20 protein-coding genes are annotated in these 19,519 nt (G+C 30.1%); 5 read left to right on the forward strand and 15 right to left on the reverse strand.

The genetic code is table 11. From position 1 onward, the window contains the following. Position 1: 1 nt before the first annotated feature. The gene (locus tag GQF29_RS17245; RefSeq protein WP_008789571.1) at positions 2–2,977 is read left to right on the forward strand and encodes a bifunctional diguanylate cyclase/phosphodiesterase; all 2,976 of its coding nucleotides are present in this window, start codon (positions 2–4) and stop codon (positions 2,975–2,977) included. Between the two features lie 118 nt (positions 2,978–3,095). After that, positions 3,096–4,445 carry an MATE family efflux transporter gene (locus GQF29_RS17250; protein ID WP_008789570.1) on the forward strand — a complete coding sequence of 450 codons (1,350 nt, stop codon included), beginning with the start codon at positions 3,096–3,098 and terminating at the stop codon, positions 4,443–4,445. Here the strand turns inward: GQF29_RS17250 and GQF29_RS17255 are convergent. Next, positions 4,435–4,890, reverse strand: coding sequence for a GNAT family N-acetyltransferase (locus GQF29_RS17255; RefSeq protein ID WP_008789569.1), 456 nt, complete (start codon positions 4,888–4,890; stop codon positions 4,435–4,437). The two genes, GQF29_RS17250 and GQF29_RS17255, sit on opposite strands and share 11 nt — an antisense overlap. Positions 4,891–5,113: 223 nt before the next feature. Here GQF29_RS17255 and GQF29_RS17260 point away from each other — a divergent pair, with 223 nt between their 5' ends. Further along, positions 5,114–5,932 (forward strand): putative manganese transporter, encoded by an 819-nt coding sequence (locus GQF29_RS17260; protein ID WP_008789568.1) that lies wholly within the window; start codon positions 5,114–5,116, stop codon positions 5,930–5,932. On the opposite strand, the gene GQF29_RS17265 is transcribed toward GQF29_RS17260, so the two are convergent. Both GQF29_RS17265 and GQF29_RS17270 read right to left on the reverse strand, forming a co-directional pair. Continuing rightward, the gene (locus GQF29_RS17265; RefSeq protein WP_008789567.1) at positions 5,871–6,422 is read right to left on the reverse strand and encodes a hypothetical protein; all 552 of its coding nucleotides are present in this window, start codon (positions 6,420–6,422) and stop codon (positions 5,871–5,873) included. The two genes, GQF29_RS17260 and GQF29_RS17265, sit on opposite strands and share 62 nt — an antisense overlap. 21 nt (positions 6,423–6,443) lie before the next feature. Continuing rightward, positions 6,444–7,229, reverse strand: coding sequence for a histidinol-phosphatase HisJ family protein (locus GQF29_RS17270; protein ID WP_008789566.1), 786 nt, complete (start codon positions 7,227–7,229; stop codon positions 6,444–6,446). 154 nt (positions 7,230–7,383) lie between these two features. Between GQF29_RS17270 and GQF29_RS17275 the strand changes: the two genes are divergently transcribed. Continuing rightward, positions 7,384–8,403: a Gfo/Idh/MocA family oxidoreductase gene (locus GQF29_RS17275; RefSeq protein ID WP_008789565.1), complete on the forward strand. Its 1,020-nt coding sequence runs from the start codon at positions 7,384–7,386 to the stop codon at positions 8,401–8,403. A gap of 79 nt (positions 8,404–8,482) precedes the next feature. Here the strand turns inward: GQF29_RS17275 and GQF29_RS17280 are convergent, their stop codons facing one another. The 4 genes from GQF29_RS17280 to GQF29_RS17295 form a co-directional block, all read right to left on the reverse strand. Beyond that, the gene (locus GQF29_RS17280) at positions 8,483–8,746 is read right to left on the reverse strand and encodes an RDAC family protein (protein WP_008789564.1); all 264 of its coding nucleotides are present in this window, start codon (positions 8,744–8,746) and stop codon (positions 8,483–8,485) included. A gap of 65 nt (positions 8,747–8,811) precedes the next feature. Continuing rightward, the gene (locus GQF29_RS17285) at positions 8,812–9,081 is read right to left on the reverse strand and encodes a hypothetical protein (RefSeq protein WP_008789563.1); all 270 of its coding nucleotides are present in this window, start codon (positions 9,079–9,081) and stop codon (positions 8,812–8,814) included. Between the two features lie 58 nt (positions 9,082–9,139). Next, the gene (locus tag GQF29_RS17290; RefSeq protein WP_008789562.1) at positions 9,140–9,391 is read right to left on the reverse strand and encodes a hypothetical protein; all 252 of its coding nucleotides are present in this window, start codon (positions 9,389–9,391) and stop codon (positions 9,140–9,142) included. Next, positions 9,391–10,656 carry a DNA polymerase Y family protein gene (locus GQF29_RS17295; RefSeq protein WP_017143721.1) on the reverse strand — a complete coding sequence of 422 codons (1,266 nt, stop codon included), beginning with the start codon at positions 10,654–10,656 and terminating at the stop codon, positions 9,391–9,393. The genes GQF29_RS17290 and GQF29_RS17295 overlap by 1 nt, the downstream gene beginning before the upstream one ends. 137 nt (positions 10,657–10,793) lie before the next feature. Between GQF29_RS17295 and GQF29_RS17300 the strand changes: the two genes are divergently transcribed. After that, entirely contained in the window at positions 10,794–11,390 is a 597-nt protein-coding gene (locus tag GQF29_RS17300; RefSeq protein ID WP_008789560.1) for a LexA family protein, read from the forward strand. Positions 11,391–11,742: 352 nt separating this feature from the next. Here the strand turns inward: GQF29_RS17300 and GQF29_RS17305 are convergent, their stop codons facing one another. The 8 genes from GQF29_RS17305 to dnaK all read right to left on the reverse strand — a co-directional run bounded on the left by GQF29_RS17305 (position 11,743) and on the right by dnaK (position 19,517). Continuing rightward, positions 11,743–12,369, reverse strand: coding sequence for an NUDIX hydrolase N-terminal domain-containing protein (locus GQF29_RS17305; protein WP_008789559.1), 627 nt, complete (start codon positions 12,367–12,369; stop codon positions 11,743–11,745). Positions 12,370–12,452: 83 nt separating this feature from the next. Then, positions 12,453–13,367 (reverse strand): AEC family transporter, encoded by a 915-nt coding sequence (locus GQF29_RS17310; protein WP_008789558.1) that lies wholly within the window; start codon positions 13,365–13,367, stop codon positions 12,453–12,455. Between the two features lie 2 nt (positions 13,368–13,369). Then, positions 13,370–13,822 carry a GNAT family N-acetyltransferase gene (locus GQF29_RS17315; protein ID WP_008789557.1) on the reverse strand — a complete coding sequence of 151 codons (453 nt, stop codon included), beginning with the start codon at positions 13,820–13,822 and terminating at the stop codon, positions 13,370–13,372. 69 nt (positions 13,823–13,891) lie between these two features. Further along, positions 13,892–14,362, reverse strand: a complete 471-nt coding sequence (locus tag GQF29_RS17320; RefSeq protein WP_008789556.1) for a hypothetical protein — start codon at positions 14,360–14,362, stop codon at positions 13,892–13,894. Beyond that, positions 14,340–15,224 (reverse strand): AraC family transcriptional regulator, encoded by an 885-nt coding sequence (locus GQF29_RS17325; RefSeq protein ID WP_008789555.1) that lies wholly within the window; start codon positions 15,222–15,224, stop codon positions 14,340–14,342. Before GQF29_RS17325 ends, GQF29_RS17320 begins: the two co-directional genes overlap by 23 nt. Before the next feature lie 73 nt (positions 15,225–15,297). Continuing rightward, the gene (locus GQF29_RS17330; RefSeq protein WP_008789554.1) at positions 15,298–15,795 is read right to left on the reverse strand and encodes a GNAT family N-acetyltransferase; all 498 of its coding nucleotides are present in this window, start codon (positions 15,793–15,795) and stop codon (positions 15,298–15,300) included. Positions 15,796–15,832: 37 nt separating this feature from the next. Further along, entirely contained in the window at positions 15,833–17,632 is a 1,800-nt protein-coding gene (locus GQF29_RS17335; protein WP_008789553.1) for a bifunctional diguanylate cyclase/phosphodiesterase, read from the reverse strand. Between the two features lie 121 nt (positions 17,633–17,753). Then, complete coding sequence (gene dnaK, locus GQF29_RS17340) at positions 17,754–19,517, reverse strand: molecular chaperone DnaK (RefSeq protein ID WP_008789552.1); 1,764 nt, start codon at positions 19,515–19,517, stop codon at positions 17,754–17,756. Between the last annotated feature and the right edge of the window lie 2 nt (positions 19,518–19,519).

Here is a 19,519-nt window from a genome sequence, read left to right on the forward strand (position 1 = left end):
TATGGATTTTGAAAATGGCAAGTTTCTGTTAGATATTTATAAAAATTATAAAGATTTACAGCATTTCTTTTTAGATAATGATTATCAACAATCATTAATATCTTTTTTTAATATATTAAAACCATTAATTCCCATCAAAAATATTGCAGCTTTCTTTTTAAAGAATAAACAAGATAAAGACTTTTTTTATGTTTATCAAATAGAAGATTGTCAGTTATTAGAATACATTCATACTCATCATGAAAAAACAATCTCGTCTTATCATTCATCAGTTCACTATCTACTCATTTGTCCACTTATAAATCAAAATACTTACTATGGGGAACTTCTTTTTATAAGAGATATTCATGAAGGCGATTTTACACAAAAAGATAAAGAAGTATTAAAAGACATTGCTCATTTTTATACAAGTGTATTTATAGATAAAGATACATATCTACACAACTTATTAAATAATAATACTATTTTTAGTCAATTCCTAGATAATATCAAAGCTAATGTTCTCATCACCAATCCACATACAGATGAAATTCTTTATATCAATGAACATATGAAAAAGAATTATCGTTTAGATAATCCTATTGGTTTACAATGTTGGAAAGTCTTACAAAAAAATGCCTACCATAGATGTGATAATTGCCCTGTCAAACTCTTGATTGAAAATCCGCAACAATGTTATTCATGGGAAGAAATGAGTTCTTTTGATAATCATGTCTATCAAAACTATGATTGTATGGTTGAATGGTTTGATCATTCATTAGTTCATTTTCAATATTCAGTTGATATTACTGCTATTAAACAATTAACAATAGATGCATCATTTGATGAATTGACTGGTATCTATAATCGTAAGTTTGGTAAGCAAGCATTACAAAATCAAATACTTAAAGCCAGAGATGATAATAAAAATATCATTCTATGTTTATTTGACATTGATCACTTAAAACAAATCAATGATAGTTACGGGCATCACGATGGGGATTATGTTATCAGCACCATTGCTAGTTATGTTAGAAAGACTTTAAATTCAGAAGATGTTTTTTTAAGGTTGAGTGGTGATGAATTTTTACTCTCATTCTATGATAACACTACTGATAATATTCATGAGCACCTTAATCAAATTTTGAATGATTTAGAATCCTTAAAGCATGATGAAAATCTTCCTTATTATCTATCATTCTGTTACGGATTGTACAAAATCACACCGGATTGTTCATTATCATTAAATGAGATGATTACTCATGCAGATGAAAAGATGTATAAATGGAAAAAACATAATCACCTTAAAAAAGCTCTAGATGATCTCAAAAAAAATTCTCCAGTTCAGAATCAATTTGATTATAATAAAGATTTATTATACGATGCTTTGGTAAAAAGTACTGATGATTATATTTTTATTTGTAATATGAAAGACAATATATTTAAATACACACCTTCAATGGTTGAAGAATTTGATTTCCCAAGTGAAATCCTTACAAATGCTGCAGCAGTCTTTGGAACAAAAATTCATCCTGATGATAGATATGAATTTCTAAACAGCAATCAGCTTATAGCTGATGGTAGAACAGATAGTCATATTGTTGAATATCGTGCTTTAAATAAAAACAATGAATATGTCTGGTTACGATGTCATGGTCATGTTGAATATGATCAAGATGGTGAACCAAGTCTATTTGCTGGCTTTATCACAAATTTAGGCAAGAAAAATTATCGTGATAATTTGACAGGGCTTTTCAATCAATTTGAATTAGAAAAGAGAATTAATGAAACCGCAGGCCCTTTTGCTTTAATGATCTTAAATATTAATGATTTTAAAAGTATAAATCAACTCTTTAATCGAGATTTTGGAGATAATGTCTTAAGAATTATTGGCCAGAATCTACAGACATTGCTACATAAAGATGCAACCGTTTTTAAATTAGAAAGTGATGAATTTGGAATTATGTTCAAAAATATTGATATTCATTCTATTCAGCATATATATCAACAGATCGAAAAATATAGCCAAGATGCTCATAGTTATGAAGATAAACATTTTACTATTCAATTCAATGCTGGATGTGTACTGTCTCCCAAAGATGGCAATACATATTTAGAACTGAGAAAAAATTGTGAAATTGCCTTGCAATATAGCAGATTGCAAGCACAACCTCATTTAATTTTATTTCATTCTCATCTTTCAGAGGAAAAAACATATTCACTCCAATTAATCAATGCTCTAAAACAAGATATCTTGAATGATTTTGAAAATTTTTCACTGGTCTTTCAACCAAAATTTAAATCGCACTCACACAAACTTATAGGATTTGAGGCATTGTGCAGATGGAAAAACCCTTATTTTCAAAATATAGGCCCCGATACATTTATTCCTATATTAGAGAATTCAGGAGATATTATTCCTTTAGGAAAATGGATATTTAATCAGTCTCTTTTACAATTAAAAGAATGGATTCTTTATAATTCTTCTATTATGATGAGTATTAACGTCTCTCATGTTCAACTTATGGAAAATAACTTTGTTTTATTTATTGAACAAACACTTCATAAATATCATATTCCTGCACAACAAGTGATTATTGAGTTAACAGAAACAGCCATTGCTCAAAGCGCCTACCTTGTTATTCAAAGAATAAAAGAATTACGGGCACTCGGAGTTCAAATTGCAATGGATGATTTTGGGAAAGGATATTCTTCACTTTCCTTGTTAAAGGATGAACCTTTAGATATTATTAAAATTGATCGCTCATTTGTCAAAGATATTAAGAAAGATACTTTCAACGCAACATTTATGAAATCAATGATTGAACTTTGTCATCAGATTCAATTAAAAGTTGTTGTTGAAGGAATTGAAACAAAAGGAGAATTAGAAATCATTGAAACTTTCAACCCTGATTATATTCAAGGATACTATACTGGTAAACCTATGCAAACTGATGATAGTATTCAATTGATTCTTAAGAAAAATGTTGACAATTGACATTTTGCCATATAAAATATTCATGCAATTCAATAACTTTGCTTGATATAGCTATAGATTTCTCTATTTCTGATTTTTAAATAGACATCTATAGCTATTTTTATGAAAGGAGTCTTTTATGGAAGAAAAGAAAAATCCAATGGGCTATAAGCCTATATTCCCTTTGTTGATATCAATGGCTTTTCCACCTATGATTTCAATGTTAATTCAATCATTATACAATATTATAGATAGTATTTTTGTTGCTCAATTAGGAGAATCAGCATTAACAGCAGTTTCATTAATTTTTCCTTTACAGAATCTATCTTTAGCTTTTTCTTGTGGGATTGGAATTGCAATGAATGCAATGATTGCAAGACATTTAGGAGCAAATAATGACAAAGATGCTTCACATGTCGCAAGTCAGGGTATAGTTATGAGTCTCTTGCACTCTCTTTTGTTTGTGTTGATTGGGCTGTTTTTTATTGGACCATTTGTTCATTTATTCTCTCAAGATAAAGATGTTATAACATACGGTTTACAGTATGGGACAATTGTTATTACATTTACATTTGGTTCGTTTATTCATATTGCTGTTGAAAAGATGTTTCAGGCTTGTGGAAATATGTTAGTTCCTATGATTATGCAAATTATTGGAGCCCTTATCAATATTATTCTTGATCCAATTTTTATTTTTGGATATTTCGGTTTGCCAGCAATGGGCGTTACTGGTGCTGCCCTTGCCACAATTATTGGACAATTTGGAGCAGCTATTCTCTCTATTTATCTGTTTTCAAGACACAATGAACATATTCATATATCATTCAAGCACTTTAAAATCGATTTTCAAGTCTTTAAAAATTTATATAGTATAGCTATACCATCAGGTGTAATGATGTGTCTACCATCTGTTCTTGTTTCAATTCTTAATGGTGTCTTAGCAACCATTTCACAAACCGCTGTGGCATTCTTTGGGGTTTATTTTAAACTTCAAACATTTGTTTATATGCCTGCTAATGGTGTCATTCAAGGATTGCGACCTATTATGAGTTATAATTATGGCGCTAAACAAAAAGATAGAATGGATCAATCAATAAAAGCCGCTGGCTTGACTATCGCCACTATTTTGACTTTAGGAACACTTCTCTTTTCAATATTTCCAACACAGATATTATCACTTTTCAATGCCAATCAGGCAATGTTAGAGATTGGTATTTCAGGATTAAGAATACTCTCTATATCTTTTGTCTTATCAACATTTGGAATTTTAATGTCTGGTGTTTTTGAATCATTGGGTAAAGGAAATTATTCTTTAATTATCTCTTTATTAAGACAATTTATCATTATTATTCCCCTCTCACTCTTATTTATTAGCCATATCGGTTTAAGTGGTGTTTGGTTAACCTTCCCCCTATCTGAAAGTATTGCAAGTCTTATTGCACTCATCCTCTTTATAAAAGTATACAAAAGGATTAATCTCATTGATTAATCCTTTTTTTGATCATAACAGTTTCACCATGAATATCTTTTTCTCCATTAACAACAAACCCAAACTTTCGATAAAGATCAAAAGCACACTGATTATCATCATATAAACTCAAGTAAATGTACTGACATTGATATTCATCAAAGATATGCTTAAGTAAACAATTTAAAGATTGTTTACCAAGACCCTGCCCTTGATAGTCAGCAGCTATTAAAAAACGATCCAGCCAAACTCGCTCTTCACCATTTTCCTGCCAAAGTCCATACATTGCAAACCCAATCAACAATTCATCTCGATACAAACCTACTGGTCGCCATAAACTGACTTCTTCACTCTCTTGCAAACATTCCTCTACACTTTCTATGTATCCAACCTGTGTGTCTTTAACTCTTAGTTTTAAAATCTCTTGACGATTAAACTCATTCACTTCTTTGATTTGAATATTCATAATCCTTCTACCTTTACTATATATTATAAGAATAATGTATAAATGATTTGCTATAATAGAATATAAAACGATTTTTTTCTCTTATTATCAACTCAATTTTACACTTTCTTATTTGATATCTCTTATTATCTTATTGACTTATTAACATTATATGAACACTTTATTTGATTTTTTTCTATTTTCCGTTAAAATATAATAATATTGTAAGAAAGGTTGTGAGAATTTGGATATCCTTATTGATACTATTAAAGATACATATTTAATTCTTCCTATTCTTTTTATTATGTATCTTTGTTTAGAATATTTTGAACACAAAAATATTAACCAACATTTTGATAAATATCTTATTCGCTATGGTCCAATCTTTGGTGCTTTACTTGGTATTATTCCTCAATGTGGTTTTGGTGTTCTTGCCAGCTTACTTTTCATAGAAAAAAGAATCACTCTAGGGACATTAATTAGCGTCTTTATTGCAACAAGTGATGAAGCGATTCCAATTCTCTTAACATCTCCAGAGCTCTATTCTTCTTTATTAGAAATTATTATTTTTAAATTTATATTGGCCATTTTGATAGGGTACTTGGTAGATGTCTTTATCAAGGAAAATCATCTTACTTCTCAAAAAGATACTCATGACCATTGCCATAATCATTCTCTTTTTATTGAAGCTTTCTTAAGAACAATCAAGATATATGCATTTATCTTTGTTGTTAACTTTATTTTGTCTGCAGCAATAGAAATGATTGGAACGGATCAACTCTCTTATATCCTCTTAGATAATAGTCTTTTACAACCAGTTGTGAGTGCTATTTTTGGTTTTATTCCCAATTGTGCAGCCAGTGTCATTTTAACACAACTGTATATGAATCAAGCATTAAGTTTTGCTTCATTGTTAGCAGGTTTAATTACAAATGCTGGGCTTGGAATTTTAGTTTTACTGCAAAATAAAGTCAATACAGCAACAATCCTTAAAATATGCCTTATTTTACTGATGAGCGCTCTTTTTGTGAGTCTCCCATTACAATGGCTCCATCTTCATTGATGAAGCCTTTTTTGACAAAATAAACTTGTGATGGAAGATAGAATAGCCATATCAATGGAACATGAATAGAAAAAATATATTGTATAGCTACACATATATCACATAATCCCAACAATACTATTGTAATGAATAAGGAATGTTTTTTCTGATAAGCAACAATTAAATTTGTAAAACTCATCAAAATATAACAAAGGACAAGCATAGGCATTTGTGGATAAAGCAAGAGAAATAAAAAGATATAAAATTTATAATGACTCCCAAGAATTTCATGATATAAACATTGAACAACAATGAATAGAAAAATCCCCATTTCATAATAATCATTTATTAACAAACAATAATCTGCTAATAAAACAACCCATAAAACAACAATACCTTCCTTTCTATATAAAGTATATAAAAAACATAGAAAAATACTCAAATATTTCAGCCATACTGAATCACAAAACATTATAAAAATAAAAAGAATACATTCACTTAATAGAAACATATTCTTAGTATTTCCAATTCACTATAATTTATGAAAAATTGGTTTCATTTTCTCAAATGTACAAAAAGAATCATATCCTATTTTCTTCAATTCATCATATACATATTGAATACGACAGCCAACATGTTCTTCCTCATGTGTATCAGAGCCAACCGTGATAATTGTCCCACCTAATTGATGATATAATTCCAAAATATAATGAGATGGTGTCAAATCATTCAATTGATATCTAAAACAAGATGTATTGACTTCAATCCCTTTCCCCTTCTTGATAATGTGTTTTAAAATTTTAATAAGAATATCTTTCACATCTTCATCTGGATAATTACCATGTTTATCATAACGCTTAATCATATCCAAATGACCTAAAACACTATAATCATCAAACTTTTGGATCACATCATAAATAGCTTGATAATAACCTCTATTGTATTCCCGCTGAGTTTTTCCTTCTTGATATTTATATGTCCAAAATTCTATATCATCAATTTGATGATTAGAAAGAATTATAAAATCAAATGGATACTCTTGAAAATCTTTTTGAAAAGAAGAAATTGTATGCATTTGCACACCAAATTCACAACCAAATTTTATTACAATTTGATTTTTATATTTTTCTTTCCATTTTAAATAACCTTGATAATAATCTTCATAATCAACAACATAGTTTCCCATTGTTCCATAATCACTATGTTCTGTAAAACATATCTCATCCAATCCCATATCTATTGCTTTCAATATTGCCTTCTCCATATCATATTGAGAATCATTACTATAATTTGTATGCATGTGATAATCAGCTAACATTTTTATTCCTCCTTTTTTATTAAGTATATATGACTTTATATTATATATCTCAAATTCATCAAATTTAGAAAATAAATTATCAAATATTGAAAATATTCTCTTTTCTTTATGGAAATATTCTATAATGGAATTATCTTAATTAAAGGAGGACATTATGTTAACAGTAGGATTTATTGGAAATGGAAAGAGTGCAAATCGCTATCATATTCCATTCATATTGCAAAGATCAGATAAAATAAAGATTAAAATGATTTATACTAGAAAGCATTCTCGAGATGTTTGGGATGAAATCCCTGGTGTCATTTATACAGAAGACTTACAAGAACTTTTAAATGATCAGGAGGTACAGGTGATCATTATATCTACACCCTCACAAAGCCATTATGAACTGGCAAAAACTGTTTTAAATGCAGGTAAAAACTGTGTGGTAGAAAAACCATTTACAGAAACTCTTGAGGAAGCTAAAGAACTTTATACCTTAGCTAAACAAAAAGGGGTTATGATTCAATGCTATCAAAACAGAAGATTTGATAGTGACTTTTTAACAGTTCAAAAAGTCATTGAATCAGGAAAACTTGGTGATCTTCTAGAGTTAGAAATGCATTTTGATTATTACCGTCCTTATATCCCTGAGTCTGTTCACGAATTCAGTCAAATCAATTCTTACTTATATGGTCATGGTTGTCATACTCTTGACCAGGTCATTTCATATTTTGGAAAGCCAGATTCTATCCATTATGATGTGAGACAATTATTAGGAGTAGGAAGAATGAATGATTATTTTGATTTAGACTTATACTATGGAACTTTAAAAGTCTCTGTCAAATCTAGTTATTTTAGAGCAAAAGAACGTCCAAGTTTTATTATATATGGCAAAAAAGGAATGTTCGTTAAAGAAAAAAAAGACAAACAAGAAGAACATTTAAAAATGTTTTATATGCCTGACCATGAAGATTTTGGTGTTGATCTTCCTCATGAGTATGGCACACTGACTTATTATGATGATAACAATCAGTATCATGAAGAAAAAGTTGTTTCTGTTAATGGTGATTATGGACGTTATTATGATGCATTGTATGAGACACTTATTAATGGTAAAGAAAAACTTGTCAAAGATGAAGAAACACTTTTACAACTCAGAATCTTAGAAGAAGGAATTCAAGGGATGAAATAAATATTGTAACAATGTCAATGTTTGCTTCATGCTCTATGTTCATCTTAAAAAATGATAAGTCCTAAAATAGCAGGTCTTATCATTTTTCTTTTCTATTAAACTTTGAATCAATATATAATATAGTTGGATCGTTTATTTGATATGAAGCAATAAGCCACTTTGTTGCCAGATATTTATTAATAATATCTAATAAAGCCTTTTGATCATAAGTCTGTCCATGACAGCAAAGTTTTAATCCACAACAAGAACATCCACCTACAGTATGTAATGAATACTCAATATGATTATCCTTTAATATTTGATTTAATTGAGTCACCATCAAAACATCAACAGTACTTTCCATTTCTATCACCTATTCTTATTATACCAAAAAAATAGAGATTCACAAATATATGAATCTCTATTTTTTTAATGAGTATGACGAAAAGCCAATCCTAATTCTAAACCTCTCTGAAATTGAATAAAGGCATATTCAAAATAAAAATCATTAAAACAATTTTCCAAATTCTTAAATTCTTCCTCAGTCAATATCAATTGATGTTCATAAATTCGTGAAATGAACTCTTCCATCAAATCAAAATAACTATCATCTACATTTCTCATCATTTCTATTTCTTCATCTATCAAAATAACATCAGATGTATAAATTTCTCTAATTATATTTTCTCCTTGAAACATAAGCTTTCCTCCTCATATGATCCAACAACATTGTCAGTTATTTTCTACAAGAAAACATCTAGGGTTTGTAACTTTCAATAAACCAACGATCCCTTTCATAAAAAAGAAATCTATCTTTACCATCAATCCGACATTCATAAAGAAGTCCACACCCACCAACTTGTGAAGCTGCCTTTCTAATATTATAAATTTTATCAATTCTAAAACTTTCTTTCCCTTCCTCTCCATCCCATATTAAATAAAGCGGTTTTAACTTCCCCTCTTTACTTGTTAAAACAATAACTTCAACATACCTTTTGTATAAACGCATTATTTAAACCAGCCCTCAGGATGGATTATATGTTCTTCCTTAGGATTAAAATTTGTTAATTCCTTATTCAATTCCATACAACACTTTTTAATCTTTCCAAAACCGAATTTTCTTCTAATTTCATCAAAAACAATATCTATACGCTTTTCTTTTTGTCTTTCATTTTCATCAACAAAAAAATTTAATTGCACTTCATCATAATCATGGCGCAATTGACTTACACAAACACTGACACTTCGATACGGTTTATCCAAATGTCCAGAATAACTCAAACAATTTTCATTTAGAAGAATCTCAACAGTTGTCATAATCTCACTAGAAATATTTGTGGCGAGATCAATCTTTTTTTGTCTTGTAAAACTTTGCAAATGACTATCACGCATATGAATAGAAATAATAGATCCCTTTAAATTTTGATCCTTTAAACGAGATGAAACTGATTCTACTAAAGTTCTAAAAACACCTTTTGCCTCTTCATAAGTAGAAATATCATGAATTGTAGTGATTCCATTTCCAACTGATTTTGGTTCACGTTCATAAGAGGATAAAGCAACTTCACTAATATCCATACCTTTTGCAAAATACCAAATCATTTCACCATTCTTACCTAAAAATGATTTTAAATAATCCTTACGTTGATGTGCAATATCACCAATAGTATAAATACCTTTTTCATTTAATTTAGCAGTTGTTGCTTTCCCAACATAAAACAAATCTCTAACTTGCAAAGGAAAAACAACATCTCTAAAATTCTTTTTAGAAATGACTGTCAATCCTTTTTCTTTATTCAAATCACTACCAAGCTTTGCAAACACCTTATTAAAGCTGACACCCATAGAAACAGTAATTCCTATTTCACGATATATTCTTTCTTGTATTTCTCTTGCAATCACTATAGGATCTCCACCAAATAACATTTGTGAAGATGTCAAATCAATCCATGCTTCATCTAATCCAAAACTTTCCACTTGATCAGTATACTCTCGATAAATGTTTTTAACTTCTTCAGTATAATATAAATAATCATCATAATGTGGTGAAATCACTAATAAATCTGGACATTTTTGATAAGCATCATGTAATGATTCACCAGTTTTAATATGATATTTTTTTGCAAGATCATTTTTAGCTAAGACAATCCCATGTCGAGATTTCTCATTTCCGCCTACAACCATAGGCACTTTTCGTAATTCTGGAAACATCATTTCCTCAATTTGTGCATAACAGTGATTAATATCACTATGTATAATGACTCTTTCCCACATTCTTATCACTCCTCCCCTATATTATAATCAACTTTGTTGCATAATTCAATATATTTATGCAACTATTTAAGTTTTAATCGAGAATACACTTTATTTTATACCGAAATTATTATATAATATGCACAAGGAGGGATTGCATGGAATTAAAAGATATTATCAAAGATTACAAGTATCGTCATCAATTGACAAATGATGAAATCGCTGCTCAATTAGGTGTTACAAAATCAACAGTAAGCCGTTGGATATCTGGAGATGTCAAGCGAATTCAAGAAGAAACTTTATCCCGTTTAAATGCTCTTCTTGGTTATAATATTGATCCAATTATTAAAGGAAAATCTGTCCATCTTAAAAGACCTATTCTAGGTTATGCAAAGGCTGGATATGACATGTATGCACAGGAAAATTATATGGGTGATGAAGAGGTCACTGAAGAAGATTTTTATAAAGGCGACTATTTTTTACAAATTCAAGGTGATTCTATGATTGGTTCTGGTATCATGGATGGTGATTTGGCTCTAATCAAACAATGCTCAACTGTTTCTTCTGGTGAAATCGCTGTTGTTATGATTGGAGATGATGAAGTGACTGTAAAAAAGGTTATTAAAAAACCAGATATGCTTGTTTTAGAAGCAACTAATCCGCTTACTGAAAACAGATATTTTTCACAACAAGAAATCCAGCAATTACCAATTCGTATTATCGGTAAAGTTATTTATACAAAAACATATTTTTAAACTATACCCTATAGAATGGATATCAAATAAAAAGAGATATTATCTATAGGGTATTTTTGTATACTTAAAAAAGAATATATTTAACAAGAAATTATTTTACAGACGAAGAAATGAAAGAACTTAGTAAAAATCAGTACATTGAGAAAACAACAAAATGTTTGTTTTCCTAAAGAATTTTTGTGAATATGATCAAGAAAATTTTACTTACTGATATTATATATCTTACATTTGGAAATAGGAAAAGAGTTTATTTAACAGTCAACACATGTAAAACCAAAGATTATTTATACATAGAAAAAAGTCATGAATTTTCACTCATAACTTTATATAATGCTTTTTATTTCTTTGACTTTTAATCAAAATACGTTTGCCAACAATGACTTTGAGATGCTTGAAAACATAGCTTAATCTGTTCATGATTATTTTTAGCAGTTTCAAGTTCTGGCAAATGATGATATGGGAAATAACAACTATCTATTGTCTCAATATTTTTTTCAAAATGTCCTCCAATGACTTCACACATAACAAATACTTTAATAACCTTATAAATATATCGAGGAAAATTATGCTTATCACGATCCATAACAGCAATGATTTTTGTAGCCAATACATCTAATCCTGCTTCTTCTTTAACCTCTTTTTCAGTATTCTCTTTAATAGATGTATTAATATCTACCCACCCACCTGGCAAAGACCATAAACCACCTTTCTCTTGAACCAGAAGAATCTCCCCTTTTTTATTAAAAATAGCAGCACGTGTATCTAATTTTGGAGTTTGATAGCCAATGTCATGGCAAAAAACTTTTTGAATCTGTTGAATTGGAAATTCAGTATATATAGATAATAAATGTGCTGAAATATCTCTTACTTTTTGATATCGTTCTTTATCAAATTCATCTTTTCCATAATATAGTCCTGCTTGCGCTATACTTTGTAGCTCAATAATATCATCTAATATCATTTTATCATCATCTTTCATAAACAACCTCCACTTAATAATTATAACGTACTTCAATAATTACTTCTTAACAAATCATTAAGATTCACTAGTTTTTTTATTTATTAGCCCCATTGAAATAATAATGTCATTATTGGTAATGTAATTAATGAGAAAAGAGTTGAAATAAAAACCATTCTAGATGCAAATTCAGCATTTTGATTATACTTTTGTGCTAACATCGCCGTTGTACTAGCAGCTGGCATAGCAGATAGCAAAATACAAACGTTTGATGATAATATATCTAAATGCAATAACCTTAAAATAATCATAATCATAACCGGAATAAGAATCAAGCGATAAAAACTATATAAACATATCTCTTTATCAAAAAGTTGTTGACGATCAACATCAGAAAGAATTCCTCCAATAACAAACATACTCATAGCTGTACTACAGCTTCCAATACTTGAAAGAGTTATCTGCAATGGCATAGGCATTTCTAAACCAAAATATTTCATAATCATAACACCAACTCCAAAATAAATAGCAATAATACAGGGATGTGTCATAACTTGCTTCCATAAATTTTTACGATCAACAGTCGTAAATAAAGAAAGGCCAGAAGACCACATAAAAATTCTTTGTGGAATTAAGAATACCGATGCATACAGTAAGCCAATATCTCCAAACACACCTTGAGCTATAGGCATCCCCATAAATCCAGCATTTGAAACCATTGTTCCATATTGCAAACAAATCTTCTTATCCTGGCTATAACGATTGTAGAGAATTTTATTTAAAAACCCATAAAAGAACTGAATACAAATAGAAATGAATAAAACTGAAATCGTTGATTGAATGACTTTATCTGTTAAATCAATTTGAAAAGACATAACTATTGAACAAGGTAACATAACCATTAAAACAATATTTGTCATTTGTGTTCTTGTCTCTTTACTCAAAAAATTCTTCTTTGCGAGGATATAACCTACTGCTAACAATAAAAAAATTTGGATTTGTAAATTGACAATTTCCATTGTTATTCCCCCTCTAATTGACACCCCATACAAACAATATCTGTTTTCTCATAAAAACCATTTTTTTGATAGAAAACATCACTTAAAAAACCTCTTATCGTATTCAAGGATATATGCGTAATATTCTTTTGTAAACATTGCTGTTTAGTATAATCTAATAAACGACTACCCAAATTTTGTCCTTGATATCCCTGAGCAATACATACTTCTTCAATAATTAACTCATAATCATCTAAATATGGTAGAACACGTCCCAATAACATACCTATTAATAATTCATTATCATATATAACATACCCTATTGATGAATGTGTACTCATAATCTCTGACAATCTTTCAAAAGACTGCTGATAGGTCCAATTCTCATTCCACGGTGCTTGCTGAAAAGCCACTTGAAAAAGTTTTGCAGCCTTATCTAAATCTTTTTTATCCATATTTTTAAAACATAATTTCATAACATAACCTCACTTTTTATTCTTATTATAATGAAATAATGAAAAAAGTATATAAAAAAGTAGCGAATGCTACTTTGCTAATTTTGATTTTTCATAATTATAAGGAATGCTTGTTCCAACAACAACATCTTCAATCTTATCAATAATAAGCCAATCATCCATATTTCCCTGATGATCAAACGCTAAGGGGGCAATTGCTTCAACATGTGCAAAGCTTACTAAGCATAGACATTTTTTATGCCATCTCTTTTTTTGTTTTTCAGACAAATTCAATTGACTCTGATTATCTGCTAAAATAGTGTCAATCTCTTCATCAGAAAGTTTTACATAATTTTGAACCTTTGTAACGATTGCTTTTGCTGTAATAAGAGCTGTTCCCTTTTGCATAAAATATAACGTTTCATTTTCAAAAACACGACTATGGGGAATTTTACGTCCAGCAGCTCCACGAATGACCATAGTTTTTGTTCCATTTAAAATTTTATCTAAGACCTTTTCGCCTTCTTTCCCTACATTATCACAATAAACCAAATGAACCATTTTCATTTTCCTCCTCAATAATAGGTATCCATATTTCACTTAAATAATTATCACTAAAACCATTACCCTGACTATGCCATTCCATTTCTGGATAACCAGCATGTTGAAATGGATACTCAGCAAACCATTCTTGTTCCAGATATCTCCATCCATCTTGAATAGCTTGTGGCATTCTTCCACAACATTCAAAAACCGCCCATGTTGCATGTGGAAGCGTATATGTCTCATAATGATCATTCTGACAAGAAGAAATAACCCCAAGCATATATTTTATCTTTGTCTTATCTTGATGATTACAAAACAAACCAAAACATCCTTTGCGACTAGACTCATCCATTTCTACCAGTTGAGCAAATGTTCCATCCTGAAAACATTGACTCCAAAAAGCTGGAATGAGTTGTTCGTTATTCAAATCTTCCTTTACCAATTCAATGCTTTTTCCAATAATTCGCATCTTCTCTTTACGTTCAAGAAACCAAGGATAAGATTTCTTCAAATTCAATTTCATCTTAGGATACGTTTTTAACATAACTTCATTCTTTCTTGCAATCGATGGTGAAACACCATGAAATGTCTGAAAAGCTTTTGTAAAGGATGTTGGTGATTCATATCCATATTTGTAACTGATTTCGATCACTTTCAAATCTGTGCTCTTTAAATCATATCCAGCTAATGTCATTTTACGATTTCGGATATATTCAGAAAAACCAAGACCGCATTGGTAACTAAACATTTTCTGAAACAAATCATAAGAACAATCCATAATGCTTTCTATATCTTTTACACTAATATCTTCATGGTACTGTTGAAGACATATCTCAATATACTCAATAACTTCGTGAAAGCGATCATTCCACTTCATTTTTATCACCATTTATCATTTTATCATAAATTCCTTTCTATCTCCTCTTATTTTCTGCCCTAAAAAAAGAGAACTATTTATTCATTCTCTCAAACTCAAGTAACATATCATTCCAAATCGCCCCACCATGCTGTGAAGTCGACACCCCTTGATGAACAAAGCCAAATGATTGATAGTATCCAATTAAATGGTCTTTACAAGTTAAAACAACACCTTTTTGTCCCCTATCTTGTGCCAAATCAATCAATGCATTCAATAATTTACGAGCCACTCCCTGTTGCCTATATTCAGGCAGCACATCTAATCCAAAAACAGTTTGATAGGCACCTCGAGAAATATGTAATGAAGCATCATAATAAAGTTCATCTGGCAAATAAGGTTGAGAAGTTGCACACCCATTAATAAATCCAACCACAACTCCATGATCTTCAGCCACTAAAAAACAATCTCCAAATGATTCAAAACGTTCATGAAATTGCTTTTCAGTTGCTGCTTCAGCAATAGGAAAACAAATTTTTTCAATTGCTATAATCTTTGATAAATCTTCCAACTGTGCTAATCTCACTTTCATAAAACACTCCTCCTATGTACATAAAGAGAGAAAGATATTATCCATGAATCTCTCTCTCATGATTTAAAAATTGTTCAGCAAACTGCTGAGCTAATATTGGTTTAGAAATGTAATATCCTTGTCCTAAAGGACAGTTTAATTTTCTCAATAAGTCAATATCATCTTCAGTTTCCACACCCTCACAAATAACTTTCATATCTAACGTCTTAGCTATATCAACAATTAAGCCAATAATCATTTCTCTTTTTTGACTACGCTCTACCAAAAAGAACTTATCAATCTTTAAAACATCAACTGATATTGAATCTAACAAGTTAAGGGATGAATAACCTGACCCAAAATCATCCATTGCTATTGTAAAGCCTTCTTCCCTTAATTTCAACAAAATTGCTCGACTTCCGTTTGATAAATCGTGAAATGCACTTTCAGTTATCTCAATTTCAATATTTCCAATAGGAGTTTTATATTTTTCCAATACATCATGTAAACGTTGATAAAATTGCTTATGATGAATTGTCACTCTTGAAAAATTAACAGAAATCGAAAAATCAGATGCAACATTATATGTTTTAATAAAACGACAGGCTTGTTCTAAAATTTCAAAATCCAACTCATATATATACCCGTCTTTTTCAAATAGTGATATAAAATCATCCGGATATAAGAATGTGCCATTATCCATTTTCCAACGGACCAAGGCTTCTGCCCCTATAATTTTTAATGTTGAGACTTCAAATTGAGGTTGTAAATACATCTGAAATTGATGTTGTGCCAAAGCACGATGCATTTGCTTTAAAATAAGATTATCCTGATTCAATCTATCTAATAAATTTTGATCATACCAAATCATGCAATTCTTACCAATAGCTTTCGCATTCTTATGAGCCAATAAAGCATAGTCTAGAATATCTTGAGCAACTTCATTTTGAGTAACCATATACATACCAAAACTCATTGTTAGATCATCAATAATATCCAATTCTAAATCTTCTTTCATCACAACTTTCAAATAATCCCTCAAATCTTCAGCAATGCCATCATGATAAGAAACCAATGCATAAAAACAATCACTATTACTTCGAGCACAAATTCCATTATGATTAATAAATAATTGTAATCCTTTTGCAATGGACTGCAACATTTTATCACCAAACGCATAACCATATATAGTATTATAAAACTTAAAATCATCTATATCAAAACAAATCAGAACATAGGAAAACTCCTTTTGATTTTCAATTTGTTTTTGTACTTCTATTTCAAAAGAAAGCAGATTATAAATACCTGTTAATTTATCAATATACATAACTTTCTGAATTTGCTTTTGTTTATGCCGATACCAAAATAAGAAAATTCCACCTGTCATGAGTAAATAAAGAAAAAACATAACAATTGATTGTGCTAAGCTCTGATCAGATATATTTTGAGCAGTAGCAACCATATGATCAGCTTTTTGAAAATATTCCTGGCTTAATTGATAGAGTTTTTTTGATGACTGACCATGACGAACATTTTGAATTTCTAATTTTATTTCTTGCCACATTACATTCATTTCATTAAGTTCCTGCTGATAAACTTTATCCTCTAATTTCATGAGACCATGTTCACCATGACCAGTTTGTAGTTCATCTAATAAATTATCCAAATAGACAATTAAAGTATCATCCTTATCACACTGCAATTCTTCTTTGACAAGTTTTTGTGTAGCCCCTCTAACAATTCCACTATAATTAATGACTTTTGCATATCCAAGATTTTGGAATAATGAAACAATTAAAATGACAATTGCCACTATCCAAATACATGTATATATACCCATAGTCTGCTTCTGTTTCATAAATTTACCTCTATACTTTTCCCTTGTTCTTTCTTTATTATACAATTTATACCAAGTAAAGTATAGTTGAATTCCATTCTTACAAAAAAGAGAATCTATTTTTTTATAGATTCCCTAACCATTATGACTGCATCGATAAAAGTACAGCAGCTACATTTTCTAAATTCATTTTAGCAGTTCTTATAGATTCATATTCAATATCACTACAAGTCTCAAAATCAACTTTCTTTGTCATTTTCTTAAATTGTGATAATTCATCCTTGATCTGTGATTTAACAGTCTTATCTAATTCTTTACCATGTTGAGATAACCCTGAATCAACTTGCATAATAAGAGTTTCAACTTCATTCTTAAAAATTAATCTTTCTTTAAGAATAGCATCTTGTTGTGCAAATTGTTCTGCTTCATGAATTGCCCTTTCAATATCATCGTCAGACATATGTGTATCATTTTCAATTGTCATACTTTGCATATTTCCACTAGCTAAATCTTTAGCAGTGACATTCACAATACCATTTGCATCAATCTCAAAAGTCACTTCAATTTGTGGGACTCCCCTCATTGCACGTTTGATTTTCTTCAATTTAAACTTTCCTAAACTTTTATTATCTCTTGCTAATGGTCGTTCACCTTGTAAAACATTAATTTCTACTTGTGTTTGGAAATTTGATGAAGTTGTAAACACTTGGCTATGACTTGTTGGAATTGTTGTATTTCTATCAATGAGTGGTGTTGCAACACCACCAACAGTCTCAATCGACAATGTTAACGGCATAACATCTAATAATAACACATCATAACTTCCCATTGCTGAAACATCGCCAGATAATTTTCCACCTTGAATGCCAGCCCCCATAGCAACACATTCATCAGGATTTAATGACTGACTTGGTGTGATTCCAGTCACTTCTTTAATCTTATCTTGAACAGCTGGTATTCTTGATGAACCACCAACCAAAATGATTTTATCTAATTCAGCAGGTAATAACCTTGCATCATTTAGTGCATTCTGCATTGGCAAGATTGTACGTTCAACAAGTTGTTGTGTTAATTGATTGAATTGTGATCGAGAAATTGTCATATCGATATTTTTAGGTCCTTGTGCCGTTGTTGTAATAAATGGTAAAGAAATTGTAGCAGAAGTCATTGTTGATAATTCGATCTTTGCTTTTTCGGCTGCTTCTTCAATACGTTGCATAGCAACCATATCGTGCGATAAGTCAATGCCTTCTCTTTTTTGAAATTCTTTATGAATATATTGTGCCAAACATTGATTAAAATCATCACCACCCAAATGATTATCACCAGATGTTGATAAAACTTCAATAACGCCATTTCCAATTTCGATAATAGAAACATCAAATGTTCCTCCACCTAAATCAAAAACCATAATTTTTTGACCATAACTATTCTCTAGACCATAAGCCAAAGCAGCAGCAGTAGGTTCATTGATAATTCTTAAAACTTCCAATCCTGCAATACGCCCAGCATCTTTTGTAGCTTGTCTTTGAGCATCATTAAAATAAGCAGGAACTGTAATAACTGCTTGCGTAACATCTTCATTTAAATAAGACTCAGCATCCATTTTCAACTTTTGTAAGATCATAGCAGAGATTTCCTGTGGAGTATAATCTTTTTGATCAATTCTTTTTGTATATCTTGTCCCAATTTCTCTTTTAATTGAAGAAATCGTCTGTTGTGGATTTGTCACAGCTTGACGTTTCGCATTTTCACCTACCAAACGTTTTCCATCCTTTGTAAAAGCCACAACACTTGGTGTTGTTTTCATTCCTTCACTGTTTGGAATAATTGTTGTTTTACCATTTTCGATAAACGCCATACAACTATTTGTTGTTCCTAAATCAATACCAATAATTTTACCCATAT

The sequence above is a fragment of the Coprobacillus cateniformis genome, from assembly GCF_009767585.1.
GTDB lineage: Bacteria > Bacillota_I > Bacilli_A > Erysipelotrichales > Coprobacillaceae > Coprobacillus > Coprobacillus cateniformis.